At 58.1% G+C, this 22,832-nt stretch carries 23 protein-coding genes; 8 read left to right on the top strand and 15 right to left on the bottom strand.

The window, feature by feature from the left end:
* Positions 1–152 precede the first annotated feature (152 nt).
* Entirely contained in the window at positions 153–551 is a 399-nt protein-coding gene (locus AC2TEL_RS05005; RefSeq protein WP_480838600.1) for a DM13 domain-containing protein, read from the top strand.
* Between the two features lie 107 nt (positions 552–658).
* Positions 659–1,900, top strand: a complete 1,242-nt coding sequence (locus AC2TEL_RS05000) for an MFS transporter (protein ID WP_480902309.1) — start codon at positions 659–661, stop codon at positions 1,898–1,900.
* On the opposite strand, the gene hslV is transcribed toward AC2TEL_RS05000, so the two are convergent.
* Positions 1,892–2,449: an ATP-dependent protease subunit HslV gene (gene hslV, locus AC2TEL_RS04995; protein WP_480902308.1), complete on the bottom strand. Its 558-nt coding sequence runs from the start codon at positions 2,447–2,449 to the stop codon at positions 1,892–1,894. The genes AC2TEL_RS05000 and hslV overlap by 9 nt on opposite strands.
* 197 nt (positions 2,450–2,646) lie before the next feature.
* Here hslV and AC2TEL_RS04990 point away from each other — a divergent pair, with 197 nt between their 5' ends.
* Complete coding sequence (locus AC2TEL_RS04990) at positions 2,647–2,841, top strand: DUF1127 domain-containing protein (protein ID WP_480838594.1); 195 nt, start codon at positions 2,647–2,649, stop codon at positions 2,839–2,841.
* A 61-nt stretch (positions 2,842–2,902) separates the two neighbouring features.
* On the opposite strand, the gene AC2TEL_RS04985 is transcribed toward AC2TEL_RS04990, so the two are convergent.
* The 10 genes from AC2TEL_RS04985 to regB all read right to left on the bottom strand — a co-directional run bounded on the left by AC2TEL_RS04985 (position 2,903) and on the right by regB (position 15,505).
* Complete coding sequence (locus AC2TEL_RS04985) at positions 2,903–3,265, bottom strand: Lin0512 family protein (protein WP_480902306.1); 363 nt, start codon at positions 3,263–3,265, stop codon at positions 2,903–2,905.
* Positions 3,262–3,612: a Lin0512 family protein gene (locus AC2TEL_RS04980; protein WP_480902304.1), complete on the bottom strand. Its 351-nt coding sequence runs from the start codon at positions 3,610–3,612 to the stop codon at positions 3,262–3,264. The genes AC2TEL_RS04985 and AC2TEL_RS04980 overlap by 4 nt, the downstream gene beginning before the upstream one ends.
* Before the next feature lie 72 nt (positions 3,613–3,684).
* Positions 3,685–4,005 carry a thioredoxin gene (trxA, locus tag AC2TEL_RS04975; protein ID WP_480838588.1) on the bottom strand — a complete coding sequence of 107 codons (321 nt, stop codon included), beginning with the start codon at positions 4,003–4,005 and terminating at the stop codon, positions 3,685–3,687.
* Between the two features lie 59 nt (positions 4,006–4,064).
* Positions 4,065–7,424 (bottom strand): double-strand break repair helicase AddA, encoded by a 3,360-nt coding sequence (gene addA / locus AC2TEL_RS04970; protein WP_480902303.1) that lies wholly within the window; start codon positions 7,422–7,424, stop codon positions 4,065–4,067.
* Entirely contained in the window at positions 7,421–10,348 is a 2,928-nt protein-coding gene (addB, locus tag AC2TEL_RS04965; RefSeq protein ID WP_480902300.1) for a double-strand break repair protein AddB, read from the bottom strand. The genes addA and addB overlap by 4 nt, the downstream gene beginning before the upstream one ends.
* The gene (locus AC2TEL_RS04960; RefSeq protein WP_480902297.1) at positions 10,341–11,027 is read right to left on the bottom strand and encodes a nucleotidyltransferase family protein; all 687 of its coding nucleotides are present in this window, start codon (positions 11,025–11,027) and stop codon (positions 10,341–10,343) included. Before AC2TEL_RS04960 ends, addB begins: the two co-directional genes overlap by 8 nt.
* Positions 11,024–12,028: an aminoglycoside phosphotransferase family protein gene (locus tag AC2TEL_RS04955; protein WP_480902295.1), complete on the bottom strand. Its 1,005-nt coding sequence runs from the start codon at positions 12,026–12,028 to the stop codon at positions 11,024–11,026. The genes AC2TEL_RS04960 and AC2TEL_RS04955 overlap by 4 nt, the downstream gene beginning before the upstream one ends.
* Complete coding sequence (gene tsaE / locus AC2TEL_RS04950; RefSeq protein WP_480902293.1) at positions 12,025–12,495, bottom strand: tRNA (adenosine(37)-N6)-threonylcarbamoyltransferase complex ATPase subunit type 1 TsaE; 471 nt, start codon at positions 12,493–12,495, stop codon at positions 12,025–12,027. Before tsaE ends, AC2TEL_RS04955 begins: the two co-directional genes overlap by 4 nt.
* 40 nt (positions 12,496–12,535) lie before the next feature.
* Positions 12,536–14,044, bottom strand: a complete 1,509-nt coding sequence (locus AC2TEL_RS04945) for a PAS-domain containing protein (RefSeq protein WP_480902292.1) — start codon at positions 14,042–14,044, stop codon at positions 12,536–12,538.
* Between the two features lie 63 nt (positions 14,045–14,107).
* Positions 14,108–15,505 (bottom strand): sensor histidine kinase RegB, encoded by a 1,398-nt coding sequence (regB, locus tag AC2TEL_RS04940; protein WP_480902289.1) that lies wholly within the window; start codon positions 15,503–15,505, stop codon positions 14,108–14,110.
* 91 nt (positions 15,506–15,596) lie between these two features.
* On the opposite strand from regB, the gene AC2TEL_RS04935 reads away from it, so the two are divergent.
* Positions 15,597–16,217 carry an SCO family protein gene (locus tag AC2TEL_RS04935; RefSeq protein WP_480838572.1) on the top strand — a complete coding sequence of 207 codons (621 nt, stop codon included), beginning with the start codon at positions 15,597–15,599 and terminating at the stop codon, positions 16,215–16,217.
* Between the two features lie 85 nt (positions 16,218–16,302).
* Entirely contained in the window at positions 16,303–16,857 is a 555-nt protein-coding gene (locus tag AC2TEL_RS04930) for an ActR/PrrA/RegA family redox response regulator transcription factor (protein WP_298382043.1), read from the top strand.
* A gap of 106 nt (positions 16,858–16,963) precedes the next feature.
* Here AC2TEL_RS04930 and AC2TEL_RS04925 read toward each other — a convergent pair whose 3' ends face one another.
* Both AC2TEL_RS04925 and AC2TEL_RS04920 read right to left on the bottom strand, forming a co-directional pair.
* Positions 16,964–17,329: a hypothetical protein gene (locus AC2TEL_RS04925; RefSeq protein ID WP_480902287.1), complete on the bottom strand. Its 366-nt coding sequence runs from the start codon at positions 17,327–17,329 to the stop codon at positions 16,964–16,966.
* Between the two features lie 106 nt (positions 17,330–17,435).
* Complete coding sequence (locus tag AC2TEL_RS04920; protein ID WP_480902285.1) at positions 17,436–18,029, bottom strand: HD domain-containing protein; 594 nt, start codon at positions 18,027–18,029, stop codon at positions 17,436–17,438.
* 206 nt (positions 18,030–18,235) lie between these two features.
* Between AC2TEL_RS04920 and AC2TEL_RS04915 the strand changes: the two genes are divergently transcribed.
* Both AC2TEL_RS04915 and ahcY read left to right on the top strand, forming a co-directional pair.
* Positions 18,236–18,550: a hypothetical protein gene (locus AC2TEL_RS04915; RefSeq protein ID WP_480838566.1), complete on the top strand. Its 315-nt coding sequence runs from the start codon at positions 18,236–18,238 to the stop codon at positions 18,548–18,550.
* 101 nt (positions 18,551–18,651) lie between these two features.
* Positions 18,652–20,040: an adenosylhomocysteinase gene (gene ahcY / locus AC2TEL_RS04910; RefSeq protein ID WP_480838564.1), complete on the top strand. Its 1,389-nt coding sequence runs from the start codon at positions 18,652–18,654 to the stop codon at positions 20,038–20,040.
* A gap of 67 nt (positions 20,041–20,107) precedes the next feature.
* On the opposite strand, the gene AC2TEL_RS04905 is transcribed toward ahcY, so the two are convergent.
* Entirely contained in the window at positions 20,108–20,755 is a 648-nt protein-coding gene (locus tag AC2TEL_RS04905) for a DUF899 family protein (RefSeq protein WP_480902282.1), read from the bottom strand.
* A gap of 189 nt (positions 20,756–20,944) precedes the next feature.
* Between AC2TEL_RS04905 and AC2TEL_RS04900 the strand changes: the two genes are divergently transcribed.
* Positions 20,945–21,286 (top strand): DUF2853 family protein, encoded by a 342-nt coding sequence (locus AC2TEL_RS04900; protein WP_480838561.1) that lies wholly within the window; start codon positions 20,945–20,947, stop codon positions 21,284–21,286.
* Between the two features lie 218 nt (positions 21,287–21,504).
* Here the strand turns inward: AC2TEL_RS04900 and AC2TEL_RS04895 are convergent, their stop codons facing one another.
* Entirely contained in the window at positions 21,505–22,698 is a 1,194-nt protein-coding gene (locus tag AC2TEL_RS04895; protein ID WP_480902279.1) for a hypothetical protein, read from the bottom strand.
* Between the last annotated feature and the right edge of the window lie 134 nt (positions 22,699–22,832).

Here is a 22,832-nt window from a genome sequence, read left to right as displayed (position 1 = left end):
CGAAAACACAAGCTGATCACGCTGATCTCACGCCAACACACGAAAAGCACACGGAAATTCGTGATGATGTGAATCGCTTCGTGAACCGTCCGTGCGCCATAAACGGCGTCGACGGGCAAACCTGTCCGTATCTGAAATCGGAGAAACACATCATGATGACTCGTCGTTCGCTTTTTGTGAATGCTGCTGCCGCGGGCGCGGCCCTGACACTGGCCGGCACCAATGCTGCCCTGGCCGGAGGCAAGAAAAAAGGCCAATTCGAAGGCCGGTCGAACCACATTACGACCGGTTCCGTAAACGTGATCAAGAACGGCGATCGCTATATTGTCGAACTGGGCGAAGACTTCTCGCTGGATGGCGGTCCCGATCCGCGCGTGGCGCTGGGCAAGGACGGAACATATGATCCCGACACCAAGCTGGGCGCGCTGCTGAACCTGACCGGCAAACAGTCATACGCAGTACCGCCAACCATGGACATCTCGGGTTACAACGAAGTCTACATCTGGTGCGAAGTTGCCGGTGTGCCGCTGGGCGTTGCATCACTGAACTAAACCTACCTGCGGAGGCCGGATCATGTCCGGCCTCCGAGACACTGTTAGGTGTCGCGACCTCCGTCTGCTACACTCCTCGGAAAATTTTCGAACCGGGGGCGTGCTTTATGACGAGGATTGCCAAGATCACCCTGCTGTTTGTGGTGTTTGTCGACCTGATCGGGCAGGGCCTGGTCTTTCCCATTATCAATTCACTGATCATGGAGACGAAGTCCGGATTTCTGCCGGAAAGCACCCCGGATGGGCGCCGGCATTTCTACTATGGGCTGGTGATCGGCTGTTTCTTCCTGTCGTGGTTCCTGGGCGTCGTTTACGTATCGAAGGTTTCGGACTCGATCGGGCGCAAGAACGCCTTGCTGATCTGTCTGGGCGGCGCTCTTGCAGGCTACGCAATTACAATTGCGTCTTTGTACCTAGACAGCCTTCTGCTGCTGATTGTAGGGCGATCGATCACCGGCTTCACCGCGGGCAATCAACCGATTGCACAGGCGGCGATGATCGACGGCAGCACCGACGCGGCGGACCGCGACCGTAACATGGGTTACATCGTGACCGGCGTCAGTTTTGGTCTGGTCGGCGGACCGATCATCGGAGCGGTTCTGTCGGACGCCGCCATTCTGGGCAGCGCGGCGACATTGAAAACCCCCTTCTACGGCGCCTTCGTACTGGTGCTGATCGCCATTTTCCTTGTGTTGCTCTATTTCCGGGACACCCGCACCGAACGCGCAGCATTTGTATTCCGGCCGCGGGATATCACTGACAGCCTGATTGCCGTCCGGGGGCATCCGATGGTCCTGAAAATCCTGCCGGTCTACGCGCTGTTCATGATCGCTAATGTCACGTTCTATGTGTTCGTTGACAATTTCCTGACCAGCGCGTGGGGCTATGGGGTGATTGGCGGCAGTATGGCGATGGTCGTGATCGGCTTTGCGCTCGCGTTTTCCAGTACGTTCCTTGTCAAACCCGCTCAGGAAAGGGTCAGCAAACACACGATCATTTACACCTCATTGGTGGTGATGGTGATCTGCGGCTTTGGCTTTGCCTTCAGCCCCAGCGGTGTCCTCAGCTACGTTCCCGTCTTCTTTTTCTATTTCTTTTTCGGTGTGTCCTACCCGACCATGCTGGGCCTGTTTTCTTCGTCCGTCAGCGAGGCTGATCAGGGCTGGGTCATGGGTGTGACAACAGCTGTATTCTGCCTGGCAGGCGGGGTCATGTCGCTCATCGGTGGTGGGTTGATGAGCGTCGACATCCGCATGCCCTATTACATCGTCATCGTGACGGCCGTGTTGGGCCTGATCGGGATGCACATGCGCTGGAAAGGGAAAGAGATCAAAGCGCTGTTAGCCTGAGATGGTCTCGACCGTCAGATTGCCGTTGGTGTAAACGCAGATATCCGAGGCAATTGCCATTGCTTCGCGCGCCACCTGTTCGGCAGATTTATCGCCGCCCATCATCGCGCGCGCGGCAGCGAGGGCGAAGTTCCCGCCCGACCCGATGGCGGCCACGTTGTGTTCAGGCTCCAGCACGTCCCCTGCCCCGGTAATCACGAACAACTCCTTGCCGTCAGTGACGATCAGCATCGCCTCGAGCTTTTGCAGATATTTGTCGGTGCGCCAGTCCTTGGCCAACTCGACCGAGGCACGCGCCAGCTGTCCCGGCGTGGCTTCCAGCTTGGCCTCAAGCCGTTCCAGCAGCGTGAAGGCATCGGCCGTTGATCCGGCAAATCCGGCGAGGATGTCGAACCCGCCCGGCGACAGGCGCCGCACTTTGCGCGCGGTGCCTTTGATCACAGTCTGACCCAGGCTGACCTGCCCGTCCCCGGCAATGACGACCTCATCACCTTTTTTGACGCCGATGATCGTCGTGCCATGCCATCCGGGAAAATCGCTGTCTGCCATGAATGCCTCCGTAATCTCTGGCGTCCTATATGGGCCGCGCAGGCAGAGGGCGCAACCCGTTCCCAAACTGCTCAAAAGATATGCACAAAACGCAATCCGGGGCTGTTGAACCAGCAATTGTGAGACTCGGGCTTTGATCCTAAATGAGCCTTACAACCGACACCGGGTCGGCTGTTTCACTTAAAAGGACTGCGCACATGGCAACCACTGCAAACATTCATGCGCCGCTCGGAGCAGCTACCATCCTGCACGTAGTGGACACGTTCACCACCGCATTCGACGCTGTTGTCGAATGGAACACTTCGCGTAAGACCCGCAAGCTGCTGTCGGAACTGACCGACGCCCAACTGGACGATATCGGACTGACCCGCGCGGATATCGCGAAACTCTGATCCTTCGCCAGTAATACCGATTTGGAACAGCCGCCCGGAAACCCGAGCGGCTTTTTCTTTTTCAGCTCAAAACATATGTGCCGGTTTGATCCGGAATGAAGGCTTCGATGGCGGCAGTTGCAACGACATGCCGTGTGCCCGCCACTTCGTCAAAGACATCCTGACCGCCCACTACCGCGCGCACGTCTGCCCGGCCTCTCGGCAGGTCGGCCGCCACGGCGACGCAATCCACCTGTTCCGGGTTCTGAACCCCGATCGTTACCTGCACGCGCATCTTGTTGTGATCGATTCCAAGGTTTGAAAACAAGGTGATCGATGAGTGATGCAGTGCGTCCTGCACCGCGCGGCGGGCTGCCTTGGTGTAGTCCTGACCGTACAGGTCATTTCCCATACCCATTTCCAGAATGATACGTTTCTCGCTCATCGTGCGGGCTCCAAATCGAACGAGACGGACAAAGCCGCATTGGCAATAATCGTGCGACCCGACCCGCCGGGCTTTTCAATATCCAGACCCCCCTTGGTGACGGTGATCCTGGGCTGGCCATACGGAAACACAGCAGAGAGTTTACTTGCATCGACCTGATCCGGTTTCTGAACCCCGATCTCCACATCGATGATCATCGCTTCCTTGGGAAAGCCGAACAGTTCGGCCATGTTGATCGAGTTGTGCCACAGCGCATCCCTGATCGCGCGCAGAGACGCCTCGGTGTAGTCTTCCCGCCTGAGCGATGTGCCCATACCGAATTCCACCAGAACCCGTTTCTTTGCCATCTGCTCCTCCGATATCTCAATAAAAAAGGCGCCCTTTGCAAGGCGCCTTTGATCTTTACCAATCACATTGGATCAGATGGATTCTTCAATCCAGCTTTGCAGTGCGGCTTTTGGGGCGGCACCTGCGCGGTTCGATACGACCTGACCGTCCTTGAAGATGAACAGGGCCGGAATGCCGCGGACGCCCATGGCGGCGGCGGCGTTCGGGTTGCTGTCCACGTCGACCTTGGCGATTTTCACCTTGTCGCCGTATTCGGACGCCAGTTCTTCGAGCGCGGGACCGATCTGCTTACAGGGGCCGCACCATTCGGCCCAGAAATCCACAACAACGGGGACGTCCGAGTTCTTGACCTCGGCGTCAAAGGTTTCATCGGTTACGGCTACGGTCGACATTGTCTGTCTCCTGAATGGGGATGCTTGGGTTCAGAACGTAGGTGCGGCGATTTGGGAGGTCAAGACACCCTCGCCCTCTCCAGCGCTTCTGTCACATGTTCGTGCGGCAGCCACATCAGGCTGGCTGTGCGCGTCCAAAGGATCGCGGTGCGGATCTCGCGCCCCGGATAAATTTGCGAAAGGGCCTTCGCGTAGGCCCCCATTTGTCTCAGCAGCCCTTCGGGGCAGTTCTCGGCGGCGGCAGGAACCGTGGCATTTGTTTTGAAATCAACAACCTGAACTTCCAAGTCGGTGACGATCAGACGGTCGATGATCCCGTGCACCCTCACCCCGCCCAGATCCGCCGACAGCGAGACTTCGGCCAGTGCTTCGGGCGCAAATACCGGTTTCAGGTGCTTTGCACTCAGGACTGCTGCCGCCTCGTCCAACAAGTCCCGCCTCTCCAAATCCCGCATATCCGGCAGTAGCCGGGTGCAAAGCTCGGGCCAGACATGATCCTGCGCAGCCGGTAAATGCTCCAGCAACAGGTGAATACGTGCCCCGCGCAGCTTGGCGGCCTCTTCGTCCAGCCCGTCGTCTCCGGGCAAAGCCTTTGCCCCGCCGAGGTCAGACGGGCTCAGCGTGTCTTGTGGCGGAACCGGGTCTGGCGGCAATGAATGGAACATATCCGGCAACACTCCGGGCTGGATGGGTGTGTCAGATTGCGTCACCAGCGGCAATCCCGCCCAATCCCCATGGGCCAATCTGAGGATATCGGTTCCTTCGACCTGAACGGCCCCCGCCTTCGCCATTGCCGCTTCGACCATCTGGTACCAGCTGGACCCGTCTTTGCCTACATCCCCCGCTGCGGCCACGATCAACCACTTTTCGGCCCGTGTTAGAGCCACATAGAGCAAACGCAGCCGTTCATTTTCTTCTTTTTCGCGTGCCTCGCTTCGTGCGCGTGCAATCAGATCGGGGGAGCCGTCAGCCGGTACCTTCCACACCGGTATTCCGTCGGCGACCATGATTTCGGCGTCCCTTGGCGGCGGGCGTTTACCGGTGTCCGGCAGGATCACGATTGGCGCTTCCAGCCCCTTCGAGCCGTGAACGGTCATCACCCTGATCATGTTGCCGACCCCGCTCATCTGGCGCTTGATTTCCAGATCGTCAGTCTGCATCCAGATCAGAAATCCGGTCAGGCTTGGAATATCCGTACGCTCGTAAGCCAACGCCTGCGACAGCAATGCGTTGATGCCGTCCTCCGCCTCGGCCCCCAGGCGACCGAGCAGTTTGCGACGACCATCGTGGCGGGTCAGAATGCGCTCGATCAGGTCGTATGGGCGCAGAAAGTCGATCTGTCCGCGTAGGTCGTTCAGAACGGCCAGCGTTTCCGGGTACTCCTCGGCCCGGTTGCGCAGGGCTGTCCACAAAAAGGGATCCGTCCGCCGATGCGCCAAATCGAACAACTGCTGTTCGGACCAACCGAATAGCGGAGATTTCAGGACCGTGGCCAGAGACAGGCTATCTTCCGGCGTCGCCAGAAAATTCAGCAAAGCGGCCAGGTCCTTGACCGCCAGTTCCGCGCCCACTTTCAACCGGTCGGCCCCGGCAATAGGCAAACCGGCTGCCTTGCAGGCGCGAATGATCTCGGCAAACAAGTCCGAGCGGCGCTGGACAAGGATCAGAAAATCGCCGGGCCGCACTTTTCGGCGCACGTAATTGCCGGGTTCAGTGCCGTCGTCCGGAATTGTTTCACCGGTATCGATCATCGCCTTGATCGAGTTTGCAACTTTTTCGGCCAAAACCACGGTGTGATGCCGAGCACCGGGTCGGTCGACGGGATCAGTCCAGTCGCCGTCCTCATCGTCTTCAACTTTTTCGATTACGGGCCACAGATCGACCCGACCAGGGAGGTCCGCCTTGAAGGCGCGGTGCTGCGACTCCTTGTGAAATCCCGCTTCCATGCGGTTTTCGAACAGAAAATCGACCAGAGACAGGATCGCGCTGGAGGAGCGGAAGGAATACTCCAACGTCCAATCCCACAGTTTAGAGCCTGATTCCTGCAACTTCCGCCCAAATTGTTCCCGCATCCGGTCGAAAGCTTGCGGGTCGGCGCCCTGAAACGAGTAGATCGACTGCTTTTTGTCTCCGACTACGAATATCGTGCGCTCAACCCCGGATCGGGCGCCTTCCCCGCTGGTGAATTCCTGCGCGAGTTTTTCCACGACGTCCCATTGGTCGGGGCTGGTGTCCTGTGCCTCGTCGACCAGAATGTGATCGATGCCTCCATCAAGGCGGTACAGCACCCATTCCGCCACGGCCGGGTCATTCAACACCTGCCGGGCGCGCAGGATCAGATCGTCGAAATCCAGCCAGCCGCGCAATTGTTTGCGGCGTTCGTATTCCGGTAGGAACGCAGCGGCGAACCGATGCAGAACATGTGCTTTCTGGGCGGCGACAAGCGCAAGCCGCCGCTCTCGCGCGGCCTCAACCCTCAGCATCAGGGCTTCGAGTTTCGGCATCCGGTCCGCCAACGTGCCTTCCCGCAAAGCCTTGGTTGGAAAGTTGCTGATCTTGGCGGTAAAGGGCTCTTTCGCCCCTTTACCGGTCAAAAAGACATCTTCGAAAACGGGAAGAGCAGCCAATTGAGGCTCGTTGACCATGGCAAGTTTTGTCGCTGCCTTGGCGTTGTTGCCGCCGCTCTCGGCCAGAACAGGCAGCAAAGACTGAATCAGGTCGACCTCACCCCCCAGAAACACGCTTTCGACCAGTGCATCCTCGTCAAATCCTTGGGGCAAGTCGAACCGCCGTAGCAGATCGACCCAGCCGAGAGGTCGGGAAAACAGGCTCCGCTTTTGCGTGATCGCGGCGGTCAGCCTTTCAAAACCGGTATCGGTCACAAACCGGGCAATGTCTTCGACAAGCCGTGCATGCGGGCCGTCGGCAAAATCCTCAAGGATTTCATCGCGCAGCAGGGCTGCCGCGCGGTCCTCCATCTCGGTGAATTGCGGACTGACCCCGGCTTCAAGCGGAAAACGACGCAGCAGTGACGCACAAAACGAGTGGATCGTCTGGATTTTCAACCCGCCCGGTGTCTCGATTGCTCGGGCAAACAATGTACGGGCCCGGCCGAGCTTGTCGGGGTCGACAATGCCCTCGATCCCCAGATCCGTTAGCTGCGCCAACAATGGTGCATCGCCTAGCATCGCCCATTCGCCAAGGCGCTTGAACAGGCGGTTCTGCATCTCGCTGGCGGCCGCCTTTGTGTAGGTCAGGCACAGGATATGCTGTGGCTGCACCCCATCCAGCAGCAAGCGCGCCACACGGTCGGTTAGTACTCGCGTCTTGCCCGAGCCGGCATTGGCCGCGAGCCAGGTCGAAGCATCGGGCCGCGCGGCCTGTACTTGCCGTTCGGTCGCATCATTTCGGACGGTCATGTCAGGTCCTCGGAGCGCGTCTCGGCGGTGCGGTCCCATTCGCCAAATCGTGCCAGATGGTCATAATCACCGACATCTGTGTCCTTGTGCAGCATGCGACGGGATGAGAAGCCCTGATCAGGCTCTAAATAAGCCGAAATTAGCTGTCTTAGGTCGGACAGAACCTTGTCGGGCGGTTCTTTGTCCAACGGTGCGGGGACCTCTTTGTATGTGCCGCCCATGCCGACAAAGGTGGCCTGAGCCACGGGCATAGGGTCCAACCCTTCGATTCCGCCTTGTTCGGCCAGTGCGGCCTCGATCAGCAGCTGTTTGTCGAACTTGGCCTGCTGGCTTTCTGACGGTGGCGTGCCGGTTTTGTAGTCGATAATCCGAAGCGCGCCGCGGCTGTTTCGATCGATCCGATCCGCGCGGCCGGATATGGTGAAATCGAGCGGCGCGAGTTTCAGATCCATCTTCGCTTCAAATGCAATTGGCCCACCATCAGCACGTCGTTCGGTTTCCGCGTTCAGGAAGGCATCGGCAATTCGCGTCAGACGGGCCAGCCACAGCGTCCGCGCGGTTGGCCATGCCACATGTAAGTCCAACAGTGTTTCTGCACGTTTCAGAAAGTTCTCGCGGGTCAGCAAGGCGGTATCCAGAACGCTGTCCTTGATGAAGTGCTCCAGAATCTCGTGGATAACGATCCCGCGCAACAAAGCATCCGGAGCCTGCGCCAACGGATCCAGCGGCCTCAACCGCAATACGTGTTTGGCATATATCGCATAAGGATCGCGGATCAGACGTTTGATCTCGGTCACCGTCAGGCGGCGCGGACGGGCCGCGACCGGAGGTCGGGGGGACGGGCGATGTGCGGCGTCCAAACGCGGCGCGTGTTCCAGCGCCTGTGACCATTGCAGCCACCGCTGACCACGATGGCGCATTCCGGCCAGCGCTTCAGGTCCGCCCTGCCCCGGCAACCCCTTCATCAGGTTGGTCAGACGGTTCAGCCAACGTGACGGCACGGTTTCGGCGTCATCCGACCGTGTTGAACGGGTCAGCCAAACCTCGGCCGCGCCCACGGCTTGCTGAAAATCATGCGCTGACAGGCCGATCCGCCGTTCGGGCAGCAACAATCCGGCCTTGGCACGCATTTGCCGGTTCAGCCAGGGGTCGGGCGCCGCGGCTTCGGGCCAACTGCCTTCGTTCAAGCCGCCAAGAATCAGCAGATCGGCCCCCTGGACGCGGGCTTCCAGCGTCCCCCAGATCATGATGCGCGGATGAGGGGCGTCGCGATCGCGTACTTCTTCGCCCGCAAGCAAAGCGCCCAGCAGATCAGCGAAGTCATGGGCTGTCATCCTGCCGCCATGGCCTGCCTCACCCTCAAGCGCGGTCAGGACGGCAAGCGCTTTTTGGCCTGCGTTCCTGTCCCAAAGCGTGCCGGCTTCGCCAGTTGAACCCGCCGAAATCGCCTCGGCAAGGCTGCGCAACCGGGTGACCCAGGAGTCCAAAGGCAGCTCTCCCGGCATTTGCTGGTCGCAGAAGTGTTCAATGACCCAGCGTGCCCACTCCGCGCCGGCGTCCTTTCGGGTTGCAAAACCAGAAAGGCTGGCAGCATCGGGGAATGGCGGGCCATTGCGGCGCAACTCAAGCTCCAGGTCACGCGTATGCAGTAGATGCACGCCGCGCTCGCCTCCGTCATGGCAAAGTGGATGCTTCAGCAGTGTCAACAAAGCCTCGCCGTCAAGCCGACGGGCAAACAAACCTGCCACATGTCGCAGGAAACGGCCCGGAGGAGACAGCTGCAGCGGCAGACCGGCACTATCGTCAGGCAGAATGTTCCAGCGGTCCAGCGCGGCGCTGACCTGACGGGTCAACATCCGGTCAGGTGTGATCAGGGCGGCCGTCTGGCCCGTCTCAGCCGCCTGACGCAGGCGCAGCGCGATGGCCAACGCCTCGGCACGGGGTGAGTTGGCCTCGACAAGCGTCAAGTCGGCGGTTGCACCGTCTAGATCGCTCAGGCGTGGGCCTTCGCTCATCCAGGCGTCAGTGATGGGGGCCGGGCGCAAAGCAAGGGAAATCAACCGGTTACGCTTGGGCGAGGGGGCCTGATCTCCGGTCCATGGGGTGATCTGATCCGGGTGCAGCTCCAGTTCGCGCATCAGTTTCTGAAACCGGTACTGGGGATGATCCTCGGACGTCAGGGCATCATCCATGCTTTGCCAGACGGCCTGAGGCTGGTCGAAATCGTAACCGGGCAGGATGAGCGCCCCTTGCGGCAGGCGCGCAATGGCTTTCATCAACATGAGTGTGGTTCCACGGGAACCGGTCGAGCCAGCGAGAATCACCGGATGCCGAGGCGGGTTTTCCTGCCAGTGCGAGATCAGCGATTCCACCACCAGTCGTTGCCGCGCCTGCGCGTCCAACGCGCCACCGTCTGAATAGATGAAGTTATCCGCAATACCGATAAAGGCCTGCGCCCGCGCCCAATGGCCGGACATGTCACTGACATCCAGTTGGCGAATGGCGTCGGGCGATACGCCTTCACCCTGCATTTCGTCGATCAGGGCGGCGAGGCTGTCGGATAGGTCAAACAACGATGACCGGGCGGCCAAATCCGGCTGCTGTTCGAGCAGTTTGGCGATCAACTGGGTCAGTTGCAGTTTGCGTCGCAAGGGCGGAATGGCCGGCGGTATCCGCGCCAGATCCACGCTTTCTCCCAAATCTGTGACAAGCGACAGTTTTGGAAGCAGACAAGGTGGACCCTGATCGAACAGGTCGCGGACGCGACGCGCCATACGCCGGGTGTTCACCACCAGTTGTACGCGGGCCAATGCTTCGGGCGATTGGTTGGCGGAGCGTTCGCGCAGGCCGTTTACCAGAACCTTGGGAAAGTCCGCACCCGGTGGTGCGGCAAAAACCTTTGGCTCGGTGGAGGGTTCAAACATCGGCGATCAGCCCTTGGGCAAGCGGGATCCCCTCGGGCCGGCCCACATCGCACCATCGCCCGGGATAGCTGAGGGCGAAAAGGCGACCACTTTCAATCATCTGATCCCATAGCAGGTTTAGTGAAAACGCCTCGTGCTCAAAGCTGTGCAGCCCGTCGGTTATAAGGATTTGCGCGCCGCCATAAACAAGGCCGGGACCTCGGGTGATCCTCCCGTCGGCATCTGCGGCAAAATCGCCGGACCCGGCATGGCCGATCGTGTGACCAACGGGGACACACATAAGTAGAGCGTCCATCTTTGTTGGATCCCATGCTTTTTGCAGCAATGTCAGGGGATTGGGCCCTGACCAAACGGCATCAGAGTTCAGCGTGAACACCGGATCAGGCCCAAGCAGCGGCAACGCCGCCCGCAAACCGCCGCCGGTTTCCAGGATATTTGGCGTTTCATGGGACAACAGAACGCCCTTGGGCTTCAGATGCGCGGCCATTTGATCAGCCCGGTAGTGAATATTGGCGACCGTACGTTCCGGTTGGAGATCTTCCACAAGATCCAGTGCGTGGTCGATCAGGGGTCGGCCGGCGACCGGGATCAGGGGCTTCGGGCAATTCTTCGTAAGCGCCCCCATGCGGGTGCCGAACCCTGCGGCGAACAACATGACGGCGCGCGGTATTCCGGTCATTGCTGTCTCAGCCTGGCAAGGTTCTCGGGGGTCGGTTTTGGCAGAGATTCGCGAATTATGTCAGCGACGGGAACCAGGGCAGGGTGTTCCAGATCGCGCATCAGATGAGCCCAGGCGGCCGGAATCAGATCGATGTAATGCGGTTTGCCGTAGTCGGTGGCCAGTCGGGCAAATCCGCCGAGAATGCGCAGGTTCCGCTGCGCACCCAGAACGCTGTAGGCCGTGCGAAAGTCATGGCTGTCGACGCCTGTGGCGGTGATATAGCGGTCGATCATGCGCATTTCGATTCCGGCAGGAACCGAGCGACGCACATCCTGCAACAGTGACATGAGATCGTATGCCGGATGGCACAGCATGGCGCTTTGAAAATCCAGAAGACCGACGCGGGCGACGCCCTCGCGGTCCGGTAGCCAGATCAGGTTTTCGGCATGGTAGTCCCGCAACACGACGACCCGAGTTCCGCCGGTCTCGCGGTGGAGGATGTCAGCAAAACGCAGCTCAAAACGTGACCGCGCGTCCGCGTCATGGCTGCCCAGGATGCCTTGCGCGTATTTCGTAAAGGCCAGCGCAGCATATTCGGTCATCAAAGCCGGATCGTAGCTGTCCAGGGACAACACCGGTGCCGCATGCAGGTGGACCAGAACGTCTGTCGCGGCATCATATAATTTCCGCTCGGACGAAGGATCCTTCTGTAGAACACGCGCGAACAGATCGTCGCCCAGATCCTCAAGCAATAGAAAGCCGAATTCACTGTCTTCGGCATAGATTTCGGGCGCGCTCAAACCGATTGAACGAAGATACTCAGCGACCCGAACGAATGGTTTGACATCTTCGCCTTTTTCCGGTGGCGCATCCATCAATACAGCGGTCCGGCCACTGATTGGGTCGGTCAGACGCTCATAACGACGGTTCGATGCATCTCCGGCCAGTGGGGCATGCGCGGCGTCGGTCCACGGTGTTCGGGCGATCAGCGCCTCGGCCAGAATAGCCCGGTTGGTCATAACGAATTCTCCAGTCGCGAGGTCCATTTCGGATCGGACCAAAGCAGGTCCAATTGCCGGACGTCATCGTCTCCGGGACTGGTCTGAAACTTCAGTGTTAGAGCCGATTTCGGGCTGACAGTGCCCAACTTGTCCGGCCATTCGACAATGCAAATGCCAGTCTCGAATGCTTCGGTCAAACCCAGTTCCTCGACTTCCTCAATTGCGGTCAGGCGGTACAGATCCGAGTGCCACACCTCGCCAATCCGGGTTCCATAGACCTGAACCAGCGTGAATGTGGGCGATGGGATGTCTTCCGGTTCCGTCATCACGGACTGGATCAGGGACCGCGCGAAATGGGTCTTGCCACTACCTATCGGCCCATCCAGAAGCAGAACGTCGCCGCGTTGCAGAGTCGCCCCCAGACGGGCAGCGAAATCGCAGGTTTCCTTGGGTGATTTCAGTGTGATCGACAACGGCGCATTCATGGCGCCACAATGGACCCGAGCCCGATCCTCTGCAACCGGTTCAGGCGCTGATTTTTTGCAAACCGTCGATATTTTCGACGCTGTCCAGAACGGTAAATCGCACGATTGTCGCGCCGTTTTGCATCGGACTAATTGTACAGCCAAGTTGCGGCCCGTTGCGCATCTGGATTTCCGCCGACCATTCGGCCCGGTTGTCACGCATTTCCACGAAATCCCGGATTTCGCCCAGAACAGGTGTCGCAAAGCACTGGTCCTGCCATCCTCGCGTCACATCCAGAACCGTGACGGGATCAATTCCGATCTCATCGCTTTCGCCCCAGAGCGCTTGATAGGCAAAGTTGGTAAAGGCCAGCGAACCGTCATCTGCAAACACGATTATCGCATCCGCCAACTTGTCCAGAATCGATTGCATCAGATCCATTTCCGAGCGGAACCTGCGGGTGAGTGTTATTTCAGCGGTGATATCCTCGAACAAAAAAGCAACGGCGCCATCAGGATGCGGGCGACCGCTAACGGAATAGACGGACCCCGACGGCAGAGACCAGGTTTCCTGATAATTGCCGTCCTGCGCTGCTTCGAGCAGGTCATTCATCTGCCGCCGCCAGCCGCGGTAGTTCTTGGGTTCCGGCATCATGTGCTGATCCCGCAACCGGTCAAAGAAACTGGACAGGCTGGGACGGCAACTCAGGAAATCCGGGGGCAGGGTGGTCAGGTCGATAAGCGCCGGATTGAACAGCGCCAGCTGCCGGTTGCGATCGAAAATCGCCAGCCCGATGGATAGCTGAGCAAAGGTCTTGGTCATCGTCTGAACGAATTTGCGCTGGGCAGTTTCCGCTTCGACGATGGCGTTAATATCAACGGCATAAAACAGGTGACCCTGATCCTGTTGCACATGAGTCAGATCGAACCACAGCCTTGCGTCGTCGTTGCCGGCCGTGATCGACATGCGGGTTTTACGTCCCAGCGGCGCCTCATCGACAAGGGCAGGAAACAAAGGCTCTGTCAGATCGGCGTCTGGTCCGCGGGTCTTTCGAACCAGCGAAACATAAGCTGCGTTACACCAGCGAATTTTTCCGTCATGACCCAGCAGCCATACCGGGTACGGAGCCTTGTCCATGGCGAGGCGGATCGGATCATTTGGATCGCGTCGTTTGGGACCGGGAGAACCGGAAAGATCCCTTAGCTGGACGCGAATGATCCCGTCGATCCATTCGCACAGGACCTCTCGTTCAACGGTGCAATCTATGGCCGAAACAACCAGATTGCCCTCGTTCCGCACGGGTTCCGGAGTTTCGGGAAATGCGGGAAAGTCCCGTTGCAGCAAACGCCGCAGATCGTTCCAATCGGCAATGTGCTCATACCCTGCCAGGGCGATATCCGAGTGGCTGATCAACCGGTCGCCATCGAACAGAAACACCGTGTCATACAATGAGGCCGGAGAAGACAGCCCGAAATCCGTGGACCTGTTTGGGCGGCGCGGGAGCAACCATTGAACCGCAAAGGTGATCGAGACCAGACTGATCCCGGCCAGAATGATCCAGTCCACCATGATTTCCCGCCTTTGGTAAATGCGGGAACCGTTATGGGTAACAAAGGTTAATAGCGTCTTAACTCAGATCTGGAACGGCTGGTTGGCACCGGAAGGAACCGGCGAGTCTCCGGTCTGCGCATCGACAAGGTTGCGTGGCCAGACCACCTGAACGATGGCACCGCGCCTGTCGGCCTGATCCGAGAGGTTCTGGTAGGGATCAGCGCCATTTGCGAATTTCAACTCGGCGCCACTGCGTTCCAGCAGGGTTTTGGCGATAAACAGGCCCAAACCCATACCTTCGTATTCCGGTCGCGTGCGCCTGTCGGTTTCCGACCGCCGCCGCCGCACAAACGGATCGCCAATTCGCCCGAACATGTGCGGAGGAAAGCCGCGCCCGTCATCCATGATGCAGATGGTGATCCAGTTCGTCGTCCACTCGGCCTCGACCCAGACATTGCCCCGCGCGAAATCCACCGCGTTCTGGATCAGATTGCGCAGCCCGTGGATGATTTCGGGCTTGCGCAGGATCGAGGGCTGCTGCACATCGCCATCCCCGGCCGGACCTTCATCAAAATGAATCTGTTTTCCGCGGTTGAGATGCGGTTCAGCGGCTTCGTGAATGACGCTGGACAACGGGGCCTGGCGCAAGTGCAGATCGTCTTTGCCCGCGCGCCCCATGTCGCGCAGGATATCGCGGCACCGGTTGGCCTGTTCACGGATCAATGCGGCGTCTTCCTTGAGGTCCGGCCGGTCTTCCAGCTCCTCGATCAGTTCCGAGCTGGCCAGTTTGATCGTCGCCAGCGGCGTGCCCAGCTCATGCGCGGCGGCGGCAACAACGCCGCCGAGATCGGTCAGTTTCTGTTCACGGGCAAGCGCCATGTGAGTGGCGGACAACGCTTCGGACATCGACTGGACCTCTGAACTCACCCGATGGGAATAGGCACCCAGGAACACAATGGCGATGACAATAGCCGCCCAGTTGCCGAACAAAAGGATGTCGGGGATGTCCAGAACAAGCCCCAGATTGGTTCGCAGCGGCAGGTGAAACTGCGCCAGCAGCGTCGTCAGGACAATGGCGACGCCACCGACGATCAGGGTCGAGCGGGTACTCATCACGCTGGCCGAGATCGTTACCGGACCCACAAGAAGCAGTGCAAAGGGGTTGTTCAACCCGCCCGTCAGATACAGCAGGAACGACAGCTGCAGCAGGTCGAACAAAACCATCAGGAAGTTTTCGTACTCCGACAGGCGCTTGTTTTCGGGAAACAGCAGAATTGCGGTCAGGTTTCCCATGACCGAAACGCCGATCGCCATGTAGCACAGGCCCAGTTCAAGCTGGACGTGGTAGGTTTGCTGCGCCACGGTTATTGCGGTGATCTGGCCGATGATGGCCACCCAGCGCAACAGGATCAATGTGCGCAGGCGAATCCAGCTGCTGCGCTCCTGACCCCGCCATAGACTGGTATTGGAATTTGCCATTGGTCGATTATGTCCTATTGCGTCGGCCCATCATGTTGATAGGTGTCCCGGCCGAAACGATCAACAACCCCGCTGCGACAGGATATTTGTCATGGTCCGCCTTTACGCCATTCTTGCAACTGTAGTTCTGGCCGTGGGTCTTGGCGCCATGTGGCTGCTGACACGCGGCGCAGGCTCGGATGACAAGTTCGCCCAATGCCGGACCAGCCAGATCGCAGGCGGCACAGCGGCAATCGGCGGACCATTCGAGCTGCTCAATGCCAAGGGTGAAACGGTCACCGACAAGGATGTTATCACAGAACCGACGCTGGTCTATTTCGGTTACACCTTCTGTCCCGACGTCTGCCCGTTCGACATGTCCCGCAATGCCGAAGCCGTAGACATACTGACTGAACGCGGGCAGTCGGTGACTCCGCTGTTCATATCGGTCGACCCGGATCGCGACACGCCCGAAGTGGTCGGCGATTTTGCCTTCAATCTGGGTGGAAAGACAATCGGGCTGACCGGATCGCCCGAGCAGGTCAAAGCCGCAAGCCAGGCCTACAAAACCTACTACAAGGCCCACGACAAAAGCGACGAGTATTATCTGGTCGACCATTCAACCTTCACCTATCTGGTGACGCCGCAGGACGGGTTTGTCGAATTCTTCGATCGCAACGCCTCGGCCGAGCAGATGGCGGATCAGGTCGGCTGCTTTCTGGAAAAGATGTAGCTGAAACGTGTTGTTTGACCTTTGTAACGGCGCTGCTATTACTCTTGTCTAAGCCAACGGCGTGAAATAGCGGAAAGAATAGACTATGGCGGACAGCGCTCCACTCGACATCGGTCCCGACAAATCCCTGCTTCTGGTGGACGATGACGAGCCGTTTCTGAGACGTCTGGCCAAAGCCATGGAGAAACGCGGCTTCGAGGTTGAAACCGCAGGCTCGGTCGCAGCGGGCCGCGCCATTTCCACTGCCCGCCCACCGGCTTATGCGGTTGTTGACCTGCGCCTCGAGGATGGCAACGGTCTGGATGTGGTCGAGGTGCTGCGGGAAAAGCGCCCCGACAGCCGGGTTGTTGTACTGACCGGATATGGCGCGATTGCCACTGCCGTGGCGGCCGTCAAGATCGGCGCGACCGACTACCTGTCCAAACCCGCCGACGCCACCGACATTACCAACGCATTGCTGGCCAAGGGCGACGAACTGCCCCCGCCGCCGGAAAATCCCATGAGCGCGGACCGCGTGCGTTGGGAGCATATTCAGCGGGTTTATGAGTTGTGTGACCGGAATGTCAGTGAGACCGCGCGCCGCCTGAACATGCATCGCCGGACGTTGCAGCGGATATTGGCGAAGCGCAGTCCGCGGTAACGAACCGTTCAAGAGCCGCGCCTAATATTTGAATCCCTGCTGGGAGATAGCAGCAAGGTCGGATTTGCGGGACATTGCTGCCGTCGGCGTCTTCACAGATGCGAACTTAGCCGACTAAACCAATCGTCAGTTTCTCGGCATCGATCCGCAGATGGTTGTCAGAGGATGATGTAAGCCGAACGCCCAAAGGAGTTTTAACAAAAACAAGCCCAGAAAGCTCGCTGCTAAGACTAGAAAGGCCTTGGAGTGATGACACTTCGACGTTCTCAAAACGGACGTAGATTTTTTTGATATCAAAGCGTTCATATGGGTCAACGAGGACAAGTTCAGCACGGTATTGTTGCTCAGTTAGTTCAGGTTTGTCATCAATGAAAATTCTGAGTTCCAGCACAACCCAATCATGAAACTCATCAAACTGCTTGGCCCAAGATGAGAAATTGAAGCCCGTTGAAAAATCATAAATTTCGCTCATTTAGGCCCCCCAATTTTCTTGGAAACTACATGCTCACCTTAGGTATTGGAAGGTAGGGTTATGGGGAGCTTTGGGCTCAGAAGTGACGTTCGACCAATTAGACACTTCAAAGGAGCGCTATCAATTCCCCATGCCGATCCGAGTACGCCTCCCTCACCTCAACTGGCGGTCTCAACCTGATTTCCAATCCTTCCATTACCGCTTTGTCCGGGCGACCAAAGAACTTCGTCGCCTCGGACTCGGAAAAGCCCGCGATTTGGGTGGCCTCCATCCAGGCGCTGATCTTGTCGGCCTTTTTGATCTGCCGTTTCACCGTTTTTGGCACCGCCGCAGGCAGGCCAAAGCGGATGTGGATCGCTGCCGCCAACCGGTCGTCCAGCGCACCGTAATCTGGCCCAACGGCGGATTTGACCGGCGAGATCATATCTCCGATCACATATTCCGGCGCGTCATGTAACAATGCCGCGAGCCGCCATTTTACTGGGGATTTGGGGGCGATCCGGCCAAACAATTCCTCAACCAGAAGGGAATGTTCGGCCACGGAATAGGCGAAATCGCCGCGTGTTTGCCCATTCCAGCGGGCCACAAAGGCCAGTCCGTGGGCGATATCTTCGATTTCGATGTCCACGGGCGTCGGATCCAGCAGATCCAGCCTGCGACCGGACAGCATTCTCTGCCACGCTCTGGGTTGTGTTGCCATTTTGCCATGCCCCTTGGGATCAGCCGCGATTGCGCCGCATTTTTATGCTATGATGTACCTGTCAAGATCACCTGCTGCCAACTTTTTCTTGAGCATTCGTGCTTTGCACAGGCACGAGGTGATCCCGACATAAGTACCGAGGGGGGCACATGCTCCTCCCGGTGTGCCCCTCTCGAGACCGTAACGCGTATCGAAAGGAGCTTGCTATGTTCAAGCGTTTGTTTGGAGTTGCACTGGCCTTTGGGATGGCCGCTACCGCGCCTCCCGCCTTGGCCCAAGCTTGTGCGCAGCGTGAACATGTCATCGCCAGGTTGCAGGACAGCTATTCGGAAGAGCTGGCCTTTGGCGGATTGCAGAAAACACGCGGTGCGCAGTCGGTCATGGAGGTGTGGACTTCGAAGGAAACAGGAAGTTACACCGTTCTGGTGACCCACGCCAACGGCATCAGTTGTATTGTCTCCGTTGGCACGGATTTTTTCGAGGCTGTCCCGAAAATCAAGGCAGAGGGCACGCCGAGCTGATTTTAACGCCATAAGTCCCGTTTCCGGCTATCCTCGTTGCCTCGCCCCGAAAGGGATGCTAGGGGCAGTCCGGATCAATTAATACCGGAGTGGAGTACCTGATGGCCGGGGACTATATCGTCAAAGACATTTCACTGGCCGAGTTTGGCCGTAAAGAGCTGGACATCGCCGAAACCGAGATGCCGGGCCTGATGGCCCTGCGCGCGGAATACGGCGACAGCAAACCGCTCAAAGGCGCGCGTATTGTCGGCTCGCTGCACATGACCATTCAGACAGGGGTTCTGATTGAAACGCTGGTGGCGCTGGGTGCCGATGTGCGCTGGGCGTCATGCAACATCTTCTCGACTCAGGACCACGCGGCGGCCGCGATTGCGGCGGCTGGCGTTCCGGTTTTTGCCATCAAGGGTCAGACGCTGGAAGAGCATTGGGATTACCTGGACAAATCCTTCCTGTTCCCCGAAGGCCCGAACATGATCCTGGATGATGGCGGCGACGCGACGTTGTACATCCTGCTGGGCGCACGCGCCGAAGCCGGTGAGGACATCATCCCTGTTCCGGGTTCGGAAGAGGAAGAGGTCATCAAGGCCCAGATCAAGAAGCGGATGGAAGCGTCGCCGGGTTGGTTCACCAAGATGCGTGACCAGATCCAGGGTGTATCCGAGGAAACAACCACCGGCGTGAACCGCCTGTATCAGCTGGTGAAAGACGGCCACTTGCCGTTCCCGGCGATCAATGTGAACGACTCGGTCACCAAGTCGAAATTCGACAACAAATACGGCTGCAAGGAATCGCTGGTCGACGGTATTCGCCGCGCCACCGACACCATGATGGCCGGTAAGGTTGCCGTGGTCTGCGGTTACGGTGACGTAGGCAAAGGTTCCGCCGCCTCACTCCGCGGTGCCGGTGCCCGTGTGAAAGTGACGGAGGTCGACCCGATTTGCGCGCTGCAGGCTGCGATGGACGGCTTTGAAGTCACCCTGCTGGAAGACGAAGTCGCATCGGCAGATATCTTTATCACCACCACCGGCAACAAGGACGTGATCCGCATCGAGCATATGCGCGAGATGAAGGACATGGCCATCGTCGGCAATATCGGCCACTTCGACAACGAAATTCAGGTGGCAAACCTGAAGAACCACAAATGGACCAACATCAAGGAACAGGTCGATATGATCGAGATGCCCTCGGGCAATCGTCTGATCCTGCTGTCCGAAGGCCGCCTGCTGAACCTCGGCAACGCCACCGGTCACCCTTCTTTCGTGATGTCGGCCTCGTTCACCAACCAGGTTCTGGCCCAGATCGAGCTGTTCACCAAAGGCGATGAATACGAAAACAAGGTCTACATCCTGCCCAAGCATCTGGACGAAAAAGTCGCGCGCCTGCATCTGGATCGGATCGGTGTGAAGTTGACCCAGATGGACAGCGATCAGGCGGCCTATATCGGCGTAAAGCCGGAAGGACCGTACAAGCCCGAGCACTATCGTTACTGATTTCCGCTTGCTGCGGATTGAAAACGGCGACCGTATTGGTCGCCGTTTTCATTTTCCCACCGCGTTGTCATCGCAGAGAAGGGAAGAAATCCCCGCGACCCTGCGGCGTGAAGTCCAGAACGTTCCACAAGGGCCAGGCCGCATCCATATGTCTTGGGTGCCAGTCGCTCGGCTCAAAGAACATCTCCGAACTCCAGAAGTGGTGGATGCCGTCCCGATCTTGCTGAAAGACGTTCAGGATCGGCAGTTGGCTTCCATCTTCGCCCTCCGCCAGGTAATCGCGCTGATAGTCGGTGCCAAGCGCGGAATAGAGCGGCAGGTCACTCCAACCCATTTTTGTTTTGAGCGCGGCCAGCTTTTCGGGCGTAGTCTGCGCTACTACTGCAAATGCGATATTCTGGGAAATATGGGCAACCTGCCCGTTCAACCCGTCCAGAAAGGCCGAACACATCGGGCAAGGCAATTCGGCATTTGGTCCGTACATCAACGAATAAATGGCCAAGGTGTCATGCGACCCGAACAGCGATGAAAGGGACGCAGGGGCTCCGTCCAGCGCCTTGAACGCATAATCCTGCGGAACATTCCCGCCTTTGGGCAAGCTGCGCCGCAGTTTGGCGACCTCTTCGACCCGGGTTCTCAAGTCAATTTCCGCGGCCAGAAGATCGTTGCGGGCGTTGCGGTATTCGGGGCTTTCATTCGGTAGGGAAACGGGCATGGGAATCTCCTTGCTGAACTATTTAACGCAAAGGTTAAATAAAGAGCTGCCGGAAATCAAGTGTGCCCGTTCGACGCGACAAGCTTAGGGGGAATGCGGGCAATTTTTCCCTTTGTGCAATTTCCACCTCCCGTTACCGTGTTTGCGGCGCTGGAATGGCCAGAAACGTACCCAAATCAGGAGACAACAATGGGAAAACGCGACGAACTGATCGCCAAATATGCCGAAGACCTGAAAACCAAGTGCGGCATGGATGCCGATATGGACCTGCTGACAAAGGTCACGATCGGCTGCGGCCCGGCCATTTACGACGCCGATGCATCGACTGTGGCAGCCAGCCAGGAAGGTGAACTGGAGACTGTCAAAAACAACTTCCTCATCAAAAAGCTGGGCCTGTCGGATGGCCCCGAGTTGATGGAAGGCATCAACAATGTTCTGGAAACCTATGGCATGTCCGAGCGCAACAAGTACCGTGCTGTGGTCTACTACATGCTGACCAAGCATTTCGGCAAAGAGTCGGTCTACAGCTGATCGCCTCGTTTTCCTTTGAGACGCCTGCCGGTTGCCCGGCGGGCGTTTTGAATTTGTTTTTAAGTTTAATAACTTACCATTTGAAGATCGGGGCAAAAACCGTCTAGTATCAAGCTGTGACCAGGACGGTCAGAACCAAGAACTCCAAACGCGTGTGGTGAGTCGGGAGCACGCGGGGGTAGGGAAGGTTCTGCGCCGTCAGAACCTTCCCGGAAATCTTACCGAAACTCATTGAGAAGCCGGGTAACAAATTGCTCCAGATTTACGGGCGATCGATTAGACTTGCGGCTCAGGTTTCCACCTTTGCCAGCCAGATATACCTCGATATGACCGGGTCGCGTTTTTGACCCAGCGTCCGTGAAATCCCTGGAAATACCACCGAGGGCCTTTGCCGTCACAGCGGCCATCGCCGCATCATTTTCGTGATAATAGCGAACCTGCGTCTGTTTGACCGAATAGCTCACGCGCGCAGTGGCAACCACGTCAGTTTGGCTCGCCTTCAAAGCATCCAGTACAGTGGCGCTCGTTTCCGCCGCCACACTCGCAGGAATGAAAAGCGAAATATCGGCAGCGCCGAGTGATCCTTTCGGGAAAAGCGACTCTAAACCGTCCCCTTTCGGTAAATCTGGCGGCTCCCGAAGTGCCGGAGCGACTTCATTCGCCGGCGCAAGGTCAGCCAAGATGTCCGCCGGGGCTTCTTTTGACGGAGGCGCAGGTGACAGGTCACCAACCGGCATCGCGGCGGGCGGTAAAGTTACTATGGTAATTCCAGACGACGTTGGCAGGTGTTTTACGGGCGGAAGCGGAGCGTCCAAAGCAGAAGAGGGGGCATCCGGGTCCATGTCCCCTTGCAGTCCGGACAAATCGGACTGAGCAGCGGTTTCCGTCCTTTCAATAGGGGATTGCACCGGCACCGCAATGGCAGCGTCATCGGCTGATAGCCCGGGACTCGAAAGTGAGGATTCGAGAGTGGACTCAATGACAGGGTCGAGAGGCGCGTCCACAGATAACTCTGCCTCATTGGCAGCGGACACCTGACTGGCCTGACCCCAGTCTCCCAATGCTCTGGCCGCCGCCCATTGCAAGAAAGCACCACACAGCATTGCTGCCAGAACGACTAGCAGAATGCCATTTGCCGCGTAGTTTCGGCTTTCAACCGGGGGGCGACTTGCGCCGACTTGTCTGAACACGACCTTCTCTAGCTTTGAGTCGCCCGGCTCGATTGGCGGTGTGTTTTCAGATACTTCCGGCCGATTTTCCGATGAATTCTTTTCCGCATCAAGGTCTCTGGCGCGGGCCAGTGCCTCCGCACGCTGCTGCCGCGCAATCTCCAGACGCGCTTCCCAACTACTTGAGTTCAAATCAGCAACAATATCTTCCGTTGCCCCAGTGCTGCCTTCATCGTCAGACATGGGTTCAGGCTTTCGAAATGAACAATCGATACTCGAACAACACCGAAAGATCTGAGGCAGCACAATACGCTGCCGACAAACCCCCACCCGGCGTAGCCTTAAAAATATACCATTTTTTTAAGCTATTGAGAAGA

It is taken from the genome of Ruegeria sp. HKCCD9138, from assembly GCF_057220975.1.
Note: the sequence above shows the minus strand (reverse complement) of the source record. Positions and strands in the feature narration are given on the sequence as shown.

Bases quoted from the DNA above. Each gene is read 5' to 3' on its own strand.
- AC2TEL_RS04930 (WP_298382043.1), top strand. From the start codon at position 16,303: ATGGCGGACAGCGCTCCACTCGACATCGGTCCCGACAAATCCCTGCTT.
- ahcY (WP_480838564.1), top strand. From the start codon at position 18,652: ATGGCCGGGGACTATATCGTCAAAGACATTTCACTGGCCGAGTTTGGC.
- AC2TEL_RS05005 (WP_480838600.1), top strand. From the start codon at position 153: ATGATGACTCGTCGTTCGCTTTTTGTGAATGCTGCTGCCGCGGGCGCG.
- AC2TEL_RS04945 (WP_480902292.1), bottom strand. From the start codon at position 14,044: ATGGTGGACTGGATCATTCTGGCCGGGATCAGTCTGGTCTCGATCACC.
- addA (WP_480902303.1), bottom strand. From the start codon at position 7,424: ATGACCGTCCGAAATGATGCGACCGAACGGCAAGTACAGGCCGCGCGG.
- tsaE (WP_480902293.1), bottom strand. From the start codon at position 12,495: ATGAATGCGCCGTTGTCGATCACACTGAAATCACCCAAGGAAACCTGC.
- AC2TEL_RS04985 (WP_480902306.1), bottom strand. From the start codon at position 3,265: ATGAGCGAGAAACGTATCATTCTGGAAATGGGTATGGGAAATGACCTG.
- AC2TEL_RS04905 (WP_480902282.1), bottom strand. From the start codon at position 20,755: ATGCCCGTTTCCCTACCGAATGAAAGCCCCGAATACCGCAACGCCCGC.
- AC2TEL_RS05000 (WP_480902309.1), top strand. From the start codon at position 659: ATGACGAGGATTGCCAAGATCACCCTGCTGTTTGTGGTGTTTGTCGAC.
- AC2TEL_RS04920 (WP_480902285.1), bottom strand. From the start codon at position 18,029: ATGGCAACACAACCCAGAGCGTGGCAGAGAATGCTGTCCGGTCGCAGG.
- trxA (WP_480838588.1), bottom strand. From the start codon at position 4,005: ATGTCGACCGTAGCCGTAACCGATGAAACCTTTGACGCCGAGGTCAAG.
- AC2TEL_RS04900 (WP_480838561.1), top strand. From the start codon at position 20,945: ATGGGAAAACGCGACGAACTGATCGCCAAATATGCCGAAGACCTGAAA.
- AC2TEL_RS04925 (WP_480902287.1), bottom strand. From the start codon at position 17,329: ATGAGCGAAATTTATGATTTTTCAACGGGCTTCAATTTCTCATCTTGG.
- AC2TEL_RS04990 (WP_480838594.1), top strand. From the start codon at position 2,647: ATGGCAACCACTGCAAACATTCATGCGCCGCTCGGAGCAGCTACCATC.
- addB (WP_480902300.1), bottom strand. From the start codon at position 10,348: ATGTTTGAACCCTCCACCGAGCCAAAGGTTTTTGCCGCACCACCGGGT.
- AC2TEL_RS04915 (WP_480838566.1), top strand. From the start codon at position 18,236: ATGTTCAAGCGTTTGTTTGGAGTTGCACTGGCCTTTGGGATGGCCGCT.
- AC2TEL_RS04960 (WP_480902297.1), bottom strand. From the start codon at position 11,027: ATGACCGGAATACCGCGCGCCGTCATGTTGTTCGCCGCAGGGTTCGGC.
- AC2TEL_RS04980 (WP_480902304.1), bottom strand. From the start codon at position 3,612: ATGGCAAAGAAACGGGTTCTGGTGGAATTCGGTATGGGCACATCGCTC.
- AC2TEL_RS04935 (WP_480838572.1), top strand. From the start codon at position 15,597: ATGGTCCGCCTTTACGCCATTCTTGCAACTGTAGTTCTGGCCGTGGGT.
- AC2TEL_RS04895 (WP_480902279.1), bottom strand. From the start codon at position 22,698: ATGTCTGACGATGAAGGCAGCACTGGGGCAACGGAAGATATTGTTGCT.
- hslV (WP_480902308.1), bottom strand. From the start codon at position 2,449: ATGGCAGACAGCGATTTTCCCGGATGGCATGGCACGACGATCATCGGC.
- regB (WP_480902289.1), bottom strand. From the start codon at position 15,505: ATGGCAAATTCCAATACCAGTCTATGGCGGGGTCAGGAGCGCAGCAGC.
- AC2TEL_RS04955 (WP_480902295.1), bottom strand. From the start codon at position 12,028: ATGACCAACCGGGCTATTCTGGCCGAGGCGCTGATCGCCCGAACACCG.